Below are 16330 nucleotides of genomic sequence, written 5' to 3'. Positions count from 1 at the left end.
CTCAAACAAACAGCCGCTCCTTCTCCAACCCCTTGTACAGATCGGCCACCTGCTCGCCGTAGCCATTATAGATCAGCGTCGGGACGCGCTGGTCGGTGCCGAGCACGCGCTCGCTCGCTTGACTCCAGCGCGGGTGCGACACCGCCGGGTTCACGTTGGCCCAGAAGCCGTATTCCTGGGCCTGCAGCCCCTCCCAGAAGGTCTTCGGGCGAGCCTCGACGAAGGAGATCTTCACGATCGATTTCACCGACTTGAAGCCGTATTTCCACGGCACCGCGAGCCGGATCGGTGCCCCGAACTGATTGGCGAGCGGTTTCCCGTAGATCCCGGTTGCCACGAAGGCGAGGTCGTTATTGGCCTCGGCCATGGTCAGGCCCTCGGTATAGGGCCATGGATAGATGAACTGGCGCTGGCCAGGGGCCACGGCCTTGTTCATAAAGGTCTGCATCTGGACATACTTGGCCCCCGAAGTCGGTTTTGCCAGAGCGACGAGCTTGGCGAGCGGGAACCCAGTCCAGGGCACTGACATGGACCAGGCCTCGACGCAGCGATGGCGGTAGAGCCGCTCCTCGAGCCCGATCTTGCGGATCAGGTCCTCGACCTCGATCTCGAACGGCTTCTCGACGAGTCCGTCGATCTGGATCGTCCAGGGCTTGGTCTTCAGCGCATTGGCGTCGGGCAGCACCGTCTTCGAGGTGCTGAACTCGTAGAAGTTGTTGTAGTTGGCGCTGAACTTCTCGGCCGTCACCGGCCTGTCGAGGGTGTAGGCCTCGTTACGGGTCGCCGGGTAGGAATCACCGGCACCGAAGGCGGGTCCGGTGCCGAACACCGAAGTGGCCGCAAGCCCTGCCGCGCTGCCGAGCAGGGCGCGCCGGTTCAGGAAGACGCTCTCAGGGGTCGCATGCTGGTCCGGAATTTCCCATCCGCGGCGGCGCTTGATGTACATCCTGATCCCTCGGCTTGTCCGGCGCCCCTTACGCGATGCGCCACCCATGACATCGTCATGGGTGCACCCGCTGGCAAGCGGGCCGACCCTCACCTTTCGGCGAGGGGGCTGCGGCGGTTACGCCGGCGGGCGCCTTTTTGCGATCAGGCCGCGTCGGCGTCGTCGCGAAGCGCCCGGCGCAGGACCTTCCCGACATTCGTCTTCGGCAGGCTGTCGTGGAAGACGATCCTCCGCGGCACCTTGTAGCCGGTGAGCTGCGAGCGGGCGTAGGTGCGCAACACGTCCGAGGTCAGCGCCTCGTCCTTCTTCACCACATGCGCCACGACCATCTCCCCGGTCTCCTCGTAGCTCGCCCCGACGACGGCGCATTCGAGCACGCCGGGATGGCAGGCGAGCACCTCCTCGACCTCGTTCGGGTAGACGTTGAAGCCGGAGACCAGGATCATGTCCTTCATCCGATCGACGATGCGAACCTGTCCGTTAGCCTGCATCACGGCCACGTCCCCGGTGCGGAAATATCCGTCCGCCGTCGTCGCCCGAGCGGTCTCGTCGGGGCGGTTCCAGTAGCCGGCCATGACCTGAGGCCCGCGCACACAGAGCTCTCCCGGTTCGCCCGCCGGCGCATCGTGTCCGTCCAACCCGCGGATCGCGACGTCCGTGGAGGGCAGCGGATAGCCGATCGTGCCCGACCATGCTGGCAGGCCGGGCGGGTTGACGCAGACCACCGGCGAGGTCTCCGACAATCCGTAGCCCTCGATGATGGCGTGGCCCGTGACCGCCTGCCAGCGGTTGGCGACGGGAGATTGCACCGCCATGCCGCCGGCGATGGTGAACTCGACGCTCGAGAAGTCGATCGTGTCGAAGCCCGGCTGATTCAGCAGCAGGTTGAACAGGGTGTTGACGCCCGACAGGTGCGTGAAGCGGTTGGCCTTCAGCGTCTTGACGAAGCCGGCCGCGTCGCGGGGATTGGTGATGAGCAGGCAGGAGCCGCCGACCTTGAAGAAGAAGAAGAAGCAGCAGGTCAGGGCGAAGATGTGGTAGAGGGGCAGCGCAGTCACCATGACCTTGCGATCTGCCCCGGTTCGGGAAAGCCCGAACCAGGCTTCGGATTGGGTGACGTTCGCCATGATGTTGCGGTGGGTCAGCATCGCGGCTTTGGCGACGCCGGTGGTGCCGCCGGTATATTGCAGGAAAGCGATGTCGTCCGGAGACACGGTCGCTGTCGCACGCGGGCGTGTGCGCCCCTGGCGCAGCATCGCCTCGAACCCGACCTCCAGGCCGCTGGGCAAGGAGTAGGCGGGGACCGATTTCTTGATGTAGCGCGAGGCGAGGCCGATGATGCGCCCGCGCAGGCCGAGGCAATCACCCGGCCCCACCACGACGACGTGGTCGAGTTCGACCGCTGCCAGCGAATCCGCGACCGTGCCGGCGAAATTCTCCAGCACCACGATCACGCGGGCGCCGGAATCCTTGAGCTGAGCGGTGAGTTCGCGGGCGGTGTAGAGCGGGTTGATGTTGACGACGGTGCAGCCGGCTAGCAGGACGCCGATGATCGCGACCGGGTAGGCCGGCACATTGGGCATCATCAGGGCGACGCGATCGCCTTTACCGAGCCCCTGCGCCGCGAGCCAAGCGGCCATGTCGCGGGCTGCCGCACCGATCGCGGCGTAGCTCAACGACGCTCCGAAGCACTGGACGGCCGGACGGTCGCCGAACTGCGAGAGGCTGGTCTCGAAGAGGTCGACCAGCGTGCCGAGGCGATCCACGTCGATGTCGGTCGGAACGCCTGGCGGATACGCTGTCAGCCAAGGCCTCGCGGCGTTCCGGTTCGTCGGCATGGCGTCCTCCCTTTCATGTGACGTAGCGCGTTTTCATCGCTTTCGTTCACATCTGAACTATCTACCGACATCCTGCCTCGGCGATCAACCCGGTGACGGGCGATTTGCCGCGTTTCTAAGTCTTATCGGGCGTAAACGGCCTCGCTGTCCTGTCTTCGTCGATCTCCGCTCCAGCCGACGAGGAGCGCGTGCGGCAGGAAGGCGGCCAGCACCAGCCCGGCGGCGATCCCAGCGTCACGGCCGTCGAGGGGACGCCGAGGCCAGATTCCGAATCCCGCCTCGCGGGCGAGCCCGAGCAGCGCGAACGCGAACCAGAGGGCCGCGAAGCGAACGACCAGCGACACCGCTCGCCGACCGATCCTCCTCCCGGTTTGGCCGCCGATGGCGAGCACGCCGAGGCCCATCGCGATGCCGAACAGGATCGCCGCCACCGCCGCACCGAGCGCGAAGGCGACGGCCATCGGCTGCTGGTTCAGGAAAGCCATGCTGCCGGTGCCGAAGGCGCCGCGAAGCACGAGCCCGCCGAAGGTCGGATAGATGCAGAGGCTGAGCAGGAGGATGGCGCCGAAGGCGAGCCCGATCGCGCGACGTGGAAAGCCGGATGGCCCCGGCGCCGTCGCGGCCAGGACGAGGCGGGCGAGGCCGTAGAGGATCGCCGCTGCGAAGAGCGGATAGCGGTCGAGGAAGAAGCCGTAGAAATAGGCCGACAGGCCCGGGGCAAGGGCGGAGCGCTGGTCGAAGCCGCTCGCCGCCGCCGCAAGGATCCCGAGCAGCGCCGCCGCGATGGGAAGCCCGGCGGCCGCGACGGCGCTGCGGGTCATCCCTCGTAGTTGTCGCGCACGAGCCGGTCGAGCAGGCGCACACCCCAGCCCGCCCCCCAGCTCCGGTTGATCTCGCTGGAACTCGACGACATCGCCACCCCGGCGATGTCGAGATGGGCCCAGGGCACGTCGTTGACGTAGCGCTTGATGAAGGAGGCCGCCGTGGCGGCACCGCCGTGGCGCCCGCCGGAGTTCTTCATGTCGGCGAATTTCGAATCAATCGCCTTGTCGTAGGCCGGGATCAGCGGCATCCGCCACACGGCCTCGCCGGTGGCCTCGCCGGCCGCCGTGAGCTTGGCGGCGAGATCGTCGTCGTTGGAGAACAGGCCGGCGATGTCCTGGCCGAGCGCGACGATGATGGCGCCGGTCAGCGTCGCGAGATCGATCATGAACTTCGGCTTGTAGGCGCCCTGGACGTGCCAGATCACGTCGGCCAGGACGAGCCGGCCTTCGGCGTCGGTGTTGATGATCTCGATGGTCTGGCCCGACATCGAGGTCACGATGTCGCCGGGGCGCTGGGCGTCGCCGTCGGGCATGTTCTCGACGATGCCGATCGCGCCGATCACGTTGACCCGCGCCTTGCGGGCCGCGAGCGCATGCATGGTGCCGACGACGCAGGCCGCCCCACCCATGTCGCCCTTCATGTCCTCCATGCCGCCTGCGGACTTGATCGAGATGCCGCCGGAATCGAAGCAGACGCCCTTGCCGATGAAGGCGATCGGCGGATCGGACGCGTCCGGCGCCCCGTTCCAGCGCATGATCACGACACGGGCTTCCTTCGTCGATCCCTGCGCCACCGCGAGCAGTGCACCCATGCCGAGTTCGGACAGCTCCTTCGGCCCGAGGATCTCGACGGACACGCCGACCTCGCTCAGCACCTCGGTGCGGCGGGCGAACTCCTCGGGGTGGAGAATGTTCGGCGGCTCGTTCACGAGTTCGCGGGCCATGATCACGCCCTCGGCCACCGCATCGACGGCCTTCGCGGCCGCCTGCGCCGCAGCCGGATCATCCACCATCACCGTCAAGGTTGTGAGTTTGGGCTCCTCGCCCTCGGGCTTCTTCTTGGTCTTGTAGCGGTCGAAGCTATAGTGCCGCAGGCGTGCGCCGAGCGCGACGTCGGCGGCGTTGGCAGGCGTGATCCCCGGCCAGGACAGGGCGAGATGGGCCGTACGGCCGGAGACCTTCGATGCGGTGAACCCGCCCAAAGCAGGCCAGTCGATCTTGGCGCGGTCCTTGTCGGAGCCGAGGCCGATCACGACGAGGCGGTCGGCCTTGAGCCCTGCCGGGGCCGGCAAGGTCAGTGCTGTGAGCGACTTGCCCTTGAAGCGCTCGCTGGCGGCAGCGCGCGTCAGCAGGTCCGCAACCTCCTGGCCGACCGCTTCGAGAATGGTGGCGGGAAGCTGAAGATCGTCCCCGACGAACACGACCAGATCTCCCTGACCCACCTGGCCGAGCGCCCCGAATGCGATCGTGATACCGTCCGCCATGACGTTCGCTTTCCACTCTTGTCGGATGTGTGAGGCGGCACGAACCGTTAACGCCGTGCTCGCGCATCCTGTGTACTGATTGAGAGCGAGAACGCAACGCGACCGCGATGCCGCGAAACCGCCCTGATTCACAGGCGCAACCTCGACCGGTAGGCTGCCGGCCGCCCTTCACGCCGCGGTAGCCCGGCGCGACCGCGAGAACCGATGACGCAGATCCAGCGCTACATCTTCAGGATCGCGCTGTCGGCCTTCCTCGCCTGCCTCGTCGGCCTCACCGGCACGATCTGGGTGACGCAGGCGCTTCGCGAGCTCGACCTCATCACGGCGAAGGGCCAGACGCTGGTGATCTTCCTGCTGATCACCAGTCTGTCGCTGCCGACCCTCATCACGGTGATCGCTCCGGTGGCCCTGTTCATCGCCATCGTCTACGCCCTGAATCGGCTCAACGGAGATTCGGAACTCATCGTGATGTCGGCGGCCGGCATGGAGCCGCGCCGCATCCTGCGCCCGTTCCTCACCCTGGGTCTGGCCGTGAGTCTCGCGGTGGCATTCCTGACGATCCAGGTGATGCCGTCGAGCTTCCAGGAGCTGCGCGACGTCGTGACCCGGGTGCGCGGCGACTTCATCGCGAATGTCGTCAAGGAGGGCCAGTTCACCAGCCTCGAGAACGGCATTACCTTCCATTTCCGAGAGCGCGCCCCCGGGGGCACCCTCCTTGGGCTGTTCATCCAGGACAAGCGTGAGCCCGGCAGGACCGTGGTCTATCTGGCCGAGCGCGGCCAAGCGGTCGACTACGACGGCCAGAGCTACCTTGCGCTCGAGAAGGGCAGCATCCACCGGCAGCAGAAGAACACGCGCGACGCCTCGATCATCGCCTTCGAGCGCTATACCGTCGATCTCGCCGCGTTCACTCCCCCCGATGCCGACGTGATCTTCAAGCCGCGCGAGCGCTCGACGACCCAGTTGCTGTTCCCCGATACGTCCGAGACCTACTACAAGGTCCAGAAGGGACGCTTCCGGGCCGAACTGCACGACCGGCTCTCAGCATGGCTCTACCCCCTGGCGATCGCTTTCATCGCCTTCGCCGCGCTCGGCGATCCTCGCACCACACGCCAGGGCCGCGGCGTCGCCGTGGCCGGCGCGGTCGTCGCGGTCGTCATCCTGCGGATCGCCGGCTTCACCGCCACCAGCGCTGCCGTGCGCAGCCAGGGCGCGGTGGTGGCGATCTATGCGATACCGCTCCTGGCCATCGCCCTCTCGGCCCTGGCGATCTTTGGAGGAACCGCCCTGCGGTCGGCCGGTGCGCGGATGGCGAGGGGCCTACGAGCCGCGATCGTGCCGCGCCGACCGCGACTCGGCTGAGCGATGCTGATCGGCGCCACCCTCGGACGGTACTTCGCCGCGCGCTTCCTGCGCACGATCCTCGGTGTGTTCCTCACCGTCTTCGCCCTCGTCTACACGTTGGACTTCGTCGAGCTCCTGCGCCGGGCCGGCGACACTGCCGGTGCGTCGCCCGGCCTGATGGCGCAGCTCTCGCTCTACCGCACCCCCGCCGTGGCCGAGGGCGTGCTGCCCTTCGCCATCCTGTTCGGTTCGATGGCAGCCCTCCTCCAGCTCTCGCGTAAGCTCGAGCTTGTGGTGGCGAGGGCGGCCGGCATCTCGGCCTGGCAATTCCTGCAGCCCGGCCTCTTCGTGGCGTTCGGCATCGGTGCCTTCACGGTCGCGGTCTACAACCCGGCTTCCGCACTGATGAAGCAGCGGTCCACCGAGATCGAGGCCAAGATCTTCGCCCGCTCGACCAAGGCGAGCTCGGGCAAGGACCTCTGGATCCGCCAGCGCGGCCTCGACGGGCAATCGATCATCCGGGCCGAGACGGCCGTCGAGGGCACGACCTCGCTTGCGGGCGTCTCGATCTTCAACTTCGACGAGACCGGCCGCTTCGTGTCGCAGATCGAGGCGGCACGGGCGGACCTTCGCGAGGGCTACTGGGAGCTGACCGAGGCCCGACTGATGGCCGACGGCGCGCCGCCGGAGAGCTTCGGCACCTACCTCATCGCCTCGACCCTGGACCGGGCGCAGATCCGCCAGCGGTTCACGCCCGCGGAATCTGTGCCTTTCTGGCAACTGCCAGAGACCATCTCGCGCACCGAGCGGGCCGGGCTGGATGCGACCCGGTACCGACTCCAGTACGGTGTGCTGATGGCGAGACCGCTGCTCTTCATAGCCATGGTGCTGGTGGCAGCCAGCGTTTCCTTAAGGTTCTTCCGCTTTGGTGGAGTGGGCCGGCTGGTGCTCGGCGGTGTCGCGGCGGGGTTCCTCCTCTACGTCGCCCGGCAGGTCTTGGAGGGATTGGGCGCGTCGGGGATCATCGCGCCGACGGTGGCGGCTTGGTTCCCCGCCGTGGTAGGAAGTCTTCTGGGTACGCTCACGCTTCTCTATCAGGAGGACGGCTGATGCCGGACCCGGATGGACGGACCCGGGAGCGTGGTTTGGTATTGGGCGTCGCGGCACCCCGGGTTGCGACAGGAGTTGGAACACGCGTTGCGTAAGGTCGCTGCCATCGCGATCGCCGCCGGGTTGCCGGCGATGCTGGTTGCCGCCCTGCCCCTGGCAGCGGCGAGTCCGGCGGCTGCCCAATCCGCCACGAGGGCGACGGCCAATCCGAAGCCGAACAAGCCCGGCGAGCGACTGCTCGTCGAGGCCGCCGAGCTGATCTACGACAACGACAAGAATACCGTGACGGCGCGCGGCAATGCCGAGCTGAACTACGGCCCGCGCACCCTCCAGGCCGACCGCGTCCTCTACGATCGCACCACCAGCCGGGTCTTCGCCGAGGGCAACGTCCGCCTCACCGACGAGACCGGGGCGGTGCTCACCGCCGAGAAGATGGAGCTGACGGACGATTTCAAGAACGGCTTCATCGACGCCCTGCGCATCCAGCAGACCGTCGAGACCAAGGGCCAGGTGGTCCGCGCCCGGTTCTCCGCGCCGCGCGCCGAGCGCATCGAGGGCGAGCAGACGAGCTTCGACTACGGTACCTACACCGCCTGCGAGCCATGCAAGACCCGCCCCGAGAACCCGCCGCTCTGGCAGATCCGCGCCACCAGGATCGTCCACAACAACGAGACTCACACGATCGCCTTCGAGGAATCGACCCTCGAGATCGCCGGCATCCCGGTGGCCTACCTGCCGTATTTTGAGGCCGCCGATCCGACGGTGAAGCGCAAGACCGGCTTCCTGACGCCGCGCTTCATCTCGTCGACCGCGCTCGGACAGGGCGTCGCGACGCCCTTCTTCATCAACCTGGCGCCGAACTACGACCTCACGCTGTCGCCGGCCTTCCTGAGCAATCAGGGCGTGCTCGGTCAGAGCGAGTTCCGTCACCGGCTCGACAGCGGTTCCTACAGCATCCGCCTCAGCGGCATCTTCCAGACGACCCCGAGCGCCTTCCTGCCCGGGCCGCTGGGCGCGGGGGATCGCGAATTCCGCGGCTCGGTGGAATCGAAAGGGCAATTCTACATCAACGACCGCTGGCGGACGGGCTGGGATCTCGTCGGCGTCACAGACAAGTGGTTCCTCGACAACTACCGCATCCGCAACCAGAGCATCACCACGGACTACTTCCGCGAGGCGGTCTCGACGGCCTACCTGATCGGACAAGGCGACCGCTCGTGGTTCGAGGCGCGCGCCTACTACTTCAAGGGCCTGTCGAGCTTCGACTGGCAGAAGGAACAGCCGATCGTCGCGCCGGTCATCGATTACGACAAGCGCATCAACGGCCCGCAGCCGTTGGGCGGCGAGGTCCGGTTCGAGACCAACATCACCCACCTGAGCCGGGAATCGACGGATTTCCAGGGCATCCCGCGCACCGGCAGCTACCTGTTCAGCCCGAGCGCCAACGGGATCAGCTATCCGCTCTACGAGACCTGCACGACCTTCACCCGCAGCACCTGCCTGATCCGGGGATTGGCCGGCGACCAGACCCGCGTGTCGAGCCAGGTCTCGTGGCGCCGCACCTTCATCGACGATCTGGGCCAGGCGATCACCCCCTTCGCCTACCTGCGCACGGACGCGTTCTTCGTCGATCCGAGCCGGACCGGTTTTCAGAACAACCGTGTCCAGACCATCACCACCCAGGACGAGGATTTCTCCGGCCGCGTGATGCCGGCGATCGGCATCGACTACCGCTACCCGTTCGTCGCCAATTTCGGGGCGCTCGGCGTCCACACCCTGGAGCCCATCGCCCAGGTCATCGCCAGGCCGAGCGAGACCAATATCGGCCGCCTGCCCAACGAGGACGCCCAGAGCCTCGTCTTCGACGACACCTCCCTGTTCCAGTGGGACAAGTTCTCGGGCTACGACCGCGTCGAGGGCGGCCTGCGCACCAATCTCGGCGCCCAGTACTCGGTGGTGACTCCGTCGGGCTGGTACGCCAACCTGCTGTTCGGCGAATCCGTCCAGATCGCGGGCGTCAACTCGTTCCGGCGCGGCGACATCGCCAATGTCGGGCTCGATTCCGGGCTCGAGCGGCGCGCCTCCGACTATGTCGGCCGTTTCCAGGTCTCGCCGAACCAGAACATCAGCCTGATCGCGCGGGCCCGCTTCGATCAGCAGGACTTCAAGGTCAACCGCTTCGAGACCGGCGCCATCGCCCGACTGGCACCCTTCGCTCCCGTCGACCTCTCGCTGTTCTATTCCTATTACGAGGCCCAGCCCTCCCTCGGCTTCAGCCATCGCCGTGAGGGTGTCTCGGCGGCCGCGACCTACCACGTCACGCCGAACTGGTTCCTCACCGGCTCGGCCCTCGTGGACCTGACGCATTATCTCGACGTACGCGACACCTATGCGGATGCGCTGACGAGCTACATCGCCAACCCGGTCGGATCGGCGCCGATCTACGAACGGCCCGGCCGCTTCTTCGTCTCGGGCATGAGCCTCGGCGGCGGCTACCAGGACGAATGCACGACGGTCTCGCTCAACTACATCATCGCCCCGACAGCCACCGCGCTGGGGACGCGCGAGCGTAACCAGACGGTCCTGCTGCGCGTCGAGCTGAAGACTCTCGGCGAGGCGGATCTCCGGCAGAACGTGAGCACCGTCACGGCGGCTGACGGCATCGCCACCGTACGGTAGGGGTTCACCGGTCGATCGTCCGCGCGACGACCGACCGGAGCCCACATGACACGCCACACCCCCATCGCCCTGACCCTCGGCGATCCCGCCGGGATCGGGCCGGAACTCGCGCTCTCGGCTTGGCACGCTCGGGACGCCCGACCGGGGCTTCCGCCCTTCTTCCTCGTCGGCGATCCCGATTTCGTCGAAAGGCGCGCCAGCGAACTCGGCCTTCAGGTGCCGATCGCCGAAGTGGGGCCGGACCTCGCGGTCGAGGTGTTTCCCCGCGCCCTGCCGGTCGTGCCGCTGCCGAGCGGCGCGAGCGTCAACGCGGTCGCCGGGCGGCCGGACCCGGCCAATGCCGGCGCCACCCTGGAATCGATCACCGCGGCGGTCGGCTTCGTCCGCTCCGGCATGGCCGCCGCGATCGTCACGAACCCGATCGCCAAATACGTGCTGACCCAGGTCGGGTTCGCCTATCCCGGCCATACCGAGTTCCTCGCCGCCCTCTGCGTCGCGCCGGGCGAGACGCCGCCCCTGCCGGTGATGCTGCTATGGAGCGAGACGCTCGCGGTGGTGCCGGTGACGATCCACGTGGCTCTGCGCCGGGTGCCAGACCTGCTCACGCAGGAGCTGGTGGTCCGGACCGCCCGGATCGTCGCCTCCGATCTGTCGAGCCGCTTCGGCATCGCGCGGCCGCGCCTCGTCCTCTCCGGTCTGAACCCGCATGCGGGCGAGGCCGGTACCATGGGCACCGAGGACCGCGACGTCCTCGAACCGGCGGTGGCGACCCTGCAGGCGGAGGGCATCGACATCCGCGGGCCGCTCCCGGCCGACACTTTGTTCCATCCGCGTGCCCGGGCGACCTACGACGTCGCGCTGACGCCGACGCATGACCAGGCCCTGATCCCGATCAAGACGATCGCCTTCGACGATGGCGTCAACGTCACCCTCGGCCTGCCCTTCGTGCGCACCTCGCCGGACCACGGCACCGCCTTCGACATCGCCGGCCGCGGCATCGCACGGCCCGACAGCCTGATGGCTGCCCTGCGCCTCGCTGCTCGCCTTAGCCGGACGATGCCGTGAGCGACGATGGCCTGCCGCCCCTGCGTGATGTCGTCCGCCGATACGGGCTGGAACCGAAGAAAGCGCTCGGCCAGAACTTTCTGTTCGATCTCAACCTCACGGGGCGGATCGCGCGCGCCGCCGGGCCGCTGGAGGGCGTCACCGTGGTCGAGATCGGGCCTGGGCCGGGCGGGCTGACCCGAGCCTTGCTCGCCGCGGGCGCGGCACGCGTCGTCGCCATCGAGCGCGATGCGCGGGCCTTGCCGGCGCTCGCCGAGATCGCGGGGCATTATCCCGGCCGGCTCGAGGTGGTGGAGGCGGATGCGCTGCGCTTCGATCCGCGCGGCGTGATCGGATCCGGCCCCGCCCGCATCGTCGCCAATCTCCCCTACAATGTCGGAACGCCGCTGCTCACGGGTTGGCTGACGTCGGACGCCTGGCCGCCGTGGTGGGATTCGCTCACCCTGATGTTCCAGCGCGAGGTCGCCGAACGCATCGTCGCCGCCGAGGACGACCGGGCCAATTACGGCAGGCTCGGCGTGCTGTGCGGGTGGCGATGTGAGGCCGAAATCCTCTTCGACGTCGCCCCCTCGGCGTTCGTGCCGCCGCCCAAGGTGACGTCGAGCGTGGTCCAGCTCCAGCCCCGAGCAGAGCCCCTGCCCTGTTCGGTCACGGCCCTGGAGGCGGTGACCCGCGCGGCTTTCGGACAGCGCCGCAAGATGCTGCGCCAGAGCCTGAAGGGCGCGACCCCGGATCCCGCCGTGCTGCTCGATGCTGCCGGAATCCCGGAGACGGCTCGAGCGGAGGAGGTCCCGGTGACGGGCTTCGTCGCGATGGCGCGCGCACTGGCCGGAGCAATCTGACCGGGTAAGAAACGAAGAAGGCCGCCGGGTCGCCCCGACGGCCTTCGTTCTCAAGAAGTTGGGCGTATCAGCGACCCTGCTGGATCGCCGAGACCAGCCAACGGCCGCCGCGCTGGCGCACGTAGGTCCAGAGCTCAACCGCCTCCGGCTCGCCGGTCTCGACCACCGCGTTGCTGCGCTTGTCGAGGGTAACGTCCTTGATCGCGTAGCGCATGGCCACGGTCGCGTACTCGGTCTGGCCCTCGCTCCAGGCTTCCGACAGGTCGCCCTGAAGGAGCTTCACGTCGGAGATCCTGTTGACCACGCCGCGCTGTGCGTTGGCCCGCAGTTCCTCCTCGAAGTACCCCGCCATCTCGGGCGTCGCGAGGGTGCGCAGCCGGGCCACGTCTTCGCGGCCATAGGCCTCCTGGACGTCGTTGAGGGCGAGCTCGAAGCTCTGGAAGTCGCCGGGGCCGATGGCGACCTTGCCGACTGCGACGGGAGCCGCAGCCGGAGCCGCACCCATGCCGGGACCGCGCGGAGCCATGCCGCCTTGATTCATGCCGCCCTGATTCATGCCACTGGGGTTCATCCCGGGGCCGCCCGAGCCCATCTCCGTCCGGGCGTGGCCGGCTGCGGCCGGGGCGCCCTGGCGACGACGGAACCAGCGCACCGCGAAGGTGACGAGCAGGACCACGAGACCAACCTGCAGCAGCAGTCCGAGCATCGAGGCGATGCCGCCGAGACCGCCGAAGAAGCCGCCGCCGAGCAGCGCGCCGAGGAGGCCCGCGCCGAGGAGGCCGGCCATGAAACCGCCGCCGAAGCGAGGGCGCTGGGCCGCGGCCTGGTTCATGCCGGGATTGCCCATGGCGGGGCCTGGCTGGGTCTGAGTGCGCTGGATCGGCGCGGCGGCGCCCGGCGCCGTCTGTGTGGCCGACGGCGCGGTGAAGGTCTTCGAACCGCGTGAGCCCATTCCCCCGCTGCTGCCCGGACGGGCCTCGGCGATCGGCGCGGCGAGTGCCAGCGACGCCGCGAGGGTCAGAAGGGTGGCCGCACGCTTGAAACGCGTGGTGGAGGTGAGCATGGATTCGCCTCTGCGAAGATCGACGGTGTCTCGGCGGAAGTGCCGACACATAGATGGTGACGGATGGTGCGGGTTTTTAGTCCGTCGCCGGATGACGCATCGCAATTTCATTGAACACACTTAAGCGATCTCGGCCCTCACCCCGCCGCCGGGAAAACCAGCCTCACTACGGTGCCCTCCCCGGGCCGGCTCTCCACCGAGACCGTGCCGCCCTGGCGCTTCATCAGGCCGTGGACGATGGCGAGGCCCGTGCCCCGGCCAGCCTCGCGGCTGGTGACGAAAGGCGCCAGCGACCGTGCCGCCATCTCGGGCGTCATGCCTTGGCCTGTATCGGCAATCGCGATCCCTACCGTCCCGCCATCGGAGCCGCGCGCCATGCCGTGGTCTTGGGCCGTCGCCGCGAAGGTCGAGATCGTGACGACACCGCCCATGGGCATCGCCTCGCAGGCATTGGCGAGGATCTGAGCGAGGGCGAACTCGACCTGGGTCGGGTTGCTCATGGCGTTGGGCAGGTTGGGCTTGAGCTCCAAGGTCAGCGCGATCCGCCCGGGAAGCGTCGGCCCGATCGCGGCGGCGAAGTTCGACACCACCGCGCCGAGGTCCACCGGCCGTACGTCCGGCGCGATCCGCCGCGAATAGGCCAGGAGCTGACGCGTCAGGATCGTGGCGCGCTCGGCCGCGTCGGTGGAGCGCAGGATCGCGCGCTGGATGAACGGCTCGGGCCGGTCGCCGAGGCGACGTTTCAGGCCGTCGATATAGCCGATCAGGATCTGCAGGAAGTTGTTGAACTCGTGGGCGACGCTGTTGGTGAGAAGACCCAGGGCCTCGCGCTGCCGCGACAGGCCGAGCGCCGCTTCCGCATCCCGACGGCGGGTGACGTCGACCACCTGCACGAGGCGATACGACTCCGATCCGCCCGAACGGGGCACCTCGACGGCCAGCATCTCGGCCCAGAACGTGGATCCGTCCTTGCGATAGGCCAGAACCTCTCCGGCGCTTCCCTCGGTCAGCGCCGAGGCGAAGGCGGCACGTGCGTCGCGGTCGGCCTGGGGGCCCCTCAGGAAGCGCGCGCCGCGTCCGACGATCTCATCCGCCGCGTATCCGGTGAGGGCCAGGAAGGCGGGGTTGGCCAGAACGATCGGCCTATCGATGACGGGACTGTCCTCCGGAACATCGTCGCAAACGAAGGCGGGCACGCGGGAAGCCAAGAGGAAAGCGACCACCTCCGGGGGTGGCGCGGTTCCCGTGCGTCCCGCAGCCGGGATGTCCGATGGGCCTTCCAGGGTCTCTTCGGCAGCGCGCAAGGCCATGTGGTCGATCTCGACGTCCAGGGGCCGCCCCTCATCGCCGTTACCGATAAACCCAAGAACCGCGCCGGCCAAATCGCCTACTGGCGCACCCACATCACCCGCGCCATCCAGGCGATCTCACCGACATTGACGGTGCGGTCGGGATGAGCCGAGTTCAGGGACGCGAGCTCGATGGTCCGGGCGGTCTTGCGCTTGAGCTCCTTGGCCAGCACCTCGCCGGCCTCGAGCCGGACGACGACCCGGTCGCCCTTGCGGATACCCGCGGTCGGCGACACGATGAGGACGTCGCCGTCGCGGTAGAGCGGCTCCATCGAATCGCCCTGCACTTCGAGGGCGAAGGCCCGATCCTCGCCGAGATCGGGGAAGTCAATCTCCTCCCAGCCGGGGCCGCCGGTGGGCATGCCCTCGTCTGTGAAGAGACGACCCGCGCCGGCCTGGGTCATCCCGATCAGCGGAACGGTGGTGCGCGCCGGCCCGGACCGCACCTCGATGAGGCGCAGGAAGTCGTCGAGGCTGGCACCCGTCGCAGTCAGCACCTTCGACACCGATTCGGTGGAGGGCCAACGCTTGCGGCCGTCCGGACCGATCCGCTTCGAGCGGTTGAAGCTCGTGGCATCGAGGCCGGCGCGCCGGGCCAGGCCGGACGCCGAAAGACCATAACGCTCGGCCAACCGGTCGATCGCGGTCCAGATCTGCTCGTGGGACAGCATGGCGGGCTCTGAAGTCGGATGTCAGTTTTAAGAAACGCAGCCTACGGGTAGGAAATTAGAACTAGACCGGGCGAAAAGCAACGGCTTCGCGACATGCGCGGAGCCATGGTTGCAGGCGCCGGTCGGCCATTCTATCGCGGATCGGGAGCTGCCCGAAAAGGATCGCCGATGCCTCTCATCTACAAGATCTGCCCACGGAGACTGTGGCGGGAGGAGGAGGCGAAGGGACGGTTCCGCGGGGCGCCGGTCGACGTCGCCGACGGCTTCATCCATTTCTCCACCGCCGCACAGGCGCCCGAAACAGCCTCCCGCCACTTTGCCGGCATCGACGACCTCCTCCTCGTCGCGGTGGACGCCGAGTCGCTGGGGCAGGCCCTTCGCTACGAGCCCTCCCGCGGCGGCGACCTGTTCCCGCATCTCTACGGCGACCTCCCGCTCTCGGCGGTGCGGTGGGTGGAGGACCTGCCGCTCGGAGGAGACGGCCGCCACGTCTTTCCGGCCGGTTTCGGCGCGGGAGCCGCTTCGGCATGATCGGCGCCCTTTTCCCCCTGGCCAGGCCCCTCCTGCACAGCCTCGACGCCGAGACCGCCCATAACCTCACCCTGCGCGGCCTCAGCCTGATGCCGCCGCTGAAACCCTCGCCGGACGATCCGTCGCTCGCCGTGGAATCCCTCGGGCGGCGCTTCCCGAACCCGGTCGGGCTGGCGGCCGGGTTCGACAAGGGCGCCGAGGCGCCGGACGCGCTGCTCGGGCTCGGATTCGGCTTCGTCGAGGTCGGCGGGGTGGTGCCGCGTCCCCAGCCGGGGAACCCGCGCCCGCGAGTGTTCCGGCTGACGCGCGACGGCGCCGTCATCAACCGCTTCGGCCTCAACAGCGAGGGCCTCGACGTCGTCGCCCGGCGCCTGGCCGCCCGACGCGGGCGGCCAGGCCTCGTCGGCGTCAACATCGGCGCCAACAAGGACGCCGCCGACCGGTTGGCCGACTATGTCGCCTGCACGACCGCCCTGGCACCGCTGGTCGATTTCGTGACGGTCAACGTCTCGTCCCCAAACACGCGCGGCCTGCGCGACCTCCAGGGAGAAGCCTTTCTCGACGAACTCCTGGCTCGCGTCACC

Annotated in this window: 14 protein-coding genes; 7 read left to right on the top strand and 7 right to left on the bottom strand. The window is 68.1% G+C overall.

From position 1 onward, the window contains the following. Nucleotide 1 precedes the first annotated feature (1 nt). The 4 genes from msrP to ACFE7U_RS03980 all read right to left on the bottom strand — a co-directional run bounded on the left by msrP (nt 2) and on the right by ACFE7U_RS03980 (nt 5092). Nucleotides 2–946, bottom strand: a complete 945-nt coding sequence (gene msrP, locus ACFE7U_RS03995; protein WP_375408438.1) for a protein-methionine-sulfoxide reductase catalytic subunit MsrP — start codon at nt 944–946, stop codon at nt 2–4. A 143-nt stretch (nt 947–1089) separates the two neighbouring features. Continuing rightward, nucleotides 1090–2784 carry an AMP-binding protein gene (locus ACFE7U_RS03990; protein ID WP_375408437.1) on the bottom strand — a complete coding sequence of 565 codons (1695 nt, stop codon included), beginning with the start codon at nt 2782–2784 and terminating at the stop codon, nt 1090–1092. A 122-nt stretch (nt 2785–2906) separates the two neighbouring features. Continuing rightward, the gene (locus ACFE7U_RS03985; RefSeq protein ID WP_375408436.1) at nt 2907–3605 is read right to left on the bottom strand and encodes a hypothetical protein; all 699 of its coding nucleotides are present in this window, start codon (nt 3603–3605) and stop codon (nt 2907–2909) included. After that, nucleotides 3602–5092 (bottom strand): leucyl aminopeptidase, encoded by a 1491-nt coding sequence (locus tag ACFE7U_RS03980; RefSeq protein WP_375408435.1) that lies wholly within the window; start codon nt 5090–5092, stop codon nt 3602–3604. The genes ACFE7U_RS03985 and ACFE7U_RS03980 overlap by 4 nt, the downstream gene beginning before the upstream one ends. Before the next feature lie 204 nt (nt 5093–5296). Between ACFE7U_RS03980 and lptF the strand changes: the two genes are divergently transcribed. The 5 genes from lptF to rsmA all read left to right on the top strand — a co-directional run bounded on the left by lptF (nt 5297) and on the right by rsmA (nt 12132). Continuing rightward, the gene (gene lptF / locus ACFE7U_RS03975; protein ID WP_375408434.1) at nt 5297–6454 is read left to right on the top strand and encodes an LPS export ABC transporter permease LptF; all 1158 of its coding nucleotides are present in this window, start codon (nt 5297–5299) and stop codon (nt 6452–6454) included. 3 nt (nt 6455–6457) lie between these two features. Beyond that, nucleotides 6458–7546 (top strand): LPS export ABC transporter permease LptG, encoded by a 1089-nt coding sequence (gene lptG / locus ACFE7U_RS03970; protein ID WP_375408433.1) that lies wholly within the window; start codon nt 6458–6460, stop codon nt 7544–7546. An 87-nt stretch (nt 7547–7633) separates the two neighbouring features. Then, the gene (locus ACFE7U_RS03965) at nt 7634–10225 is read left to right on the top strand and encodes an LPS-assembly protein LptD (protein ID WP_375408432.1); all 2592 of its coding nucleotides are present in this window, start codon (nt 7634–7636) and stop codon (nt 10223–10225) included. 45 nt (nt 10226–10270) lie between these two features. Next, nucleotides 10271–11290: a 4-hydroxythreonine-4-phosphate dehydrogenase PdxA gene (pdxA, locus tag ACFE7U_RS03960; protein WP_375408431.1), complete on the top strand. Its 1020-nt coding sequence runs from the start codon at nt 10271–10273 to the stop codon at nt 11288–11290. Beyond that, entirely contained in the window at nt 11287–12132 is an 846-nt protein-coding gene (gene rsmA, locus ACFE7U_RS03955; protein ID WP_375408430.1) for a 16S rRNA (adenine(1518)-N(6)/adenine(1519)-N(6))-dimethyltransferase RsmA, read from the top strand. The genes pdxA and rsmA overlap by 4 nt, the downstream gene beginning before the upstream one ends. Before the next feature lie 67 nt (nt 12133–12199). On the opposite strand, the gene ACFE7U_RS03950 is transcribed toward rsmA, so the two are convergent. From ACFE7U_RS03950 to ACFE7U_RS03940, 3 genes are all read right to left on the bottom strand, one after another. Continuing rightward, a complete protein-coding gene (locus ACFE7U_RS03950; protein ID WP_375408429.1) occupies nt 12200–13195 on the bottom strand; it encodes a TIM44-like domain-containing protein in 996 nt (331 codons plus the stop codon). Nucleotides 13196–13332: 137 nt separating this feature from the next. After that, on the bottom strand, nt 13333–14505 hold the full coding sequence (locus ACFE7U_RS03945; RefSeq protein ID WP_375408428.1) for an ATP-binding protein: 1173 nt from the start codon (nt 14503–14505) through the stop codon (nt 13333–13335). Between the two features lie 77 nt (nt 14506–14582). Next, entirely contained in the window at nt 14583–15215 is a 633-nt protein-coding gene (locus tag ACFE7U_RS03940; RefSeq protein ID WP_375408427.1) for a helix-turn-helix transcriptional regulator, read from the bottom strand. 168 nt (nt 15216–15383) lie between these two features. Between ACFE7U_RS03940 and ACFE7U_RS03935 the strand changes: the two genes are divergently transcribed. Then, nucleotides 15384–15746, top strand: coding sequence for a DUF952 domain-containing protein (locus tag ACFE7U_RS03935; protein ID WP_375408426.1), 363 nt, complete (start codon nt 15384–15386; stop codon nt 15744–15746). Continuing rightward, nucleotides 15743–16330 (top strand): dihydroorotate dehydrogenase (quinone) (gene pyrD, locus ACFE7U_RS03930; protein WP_375408425.1); only part of this gene is annotated, 588 nt, incomplete at its 3' end. The genes ACFE7U_RS03935 and pyrD, both read left to right, overlap by 4 nt.

The sequence above is a fragment of the uncultured Methylobacterium sp. genome (assembly GCF_964251405.1).
GTDB lineage: Bacteria > Pseudomonadota > Alphaproteobacteria > Rhizobiales > Beijerinckiaceae > Methylobacterium.
Note: the sequence above shows the minus strand (reverse complement) of the source record. Positions and strands in the feature narration are given on the sequence as shown.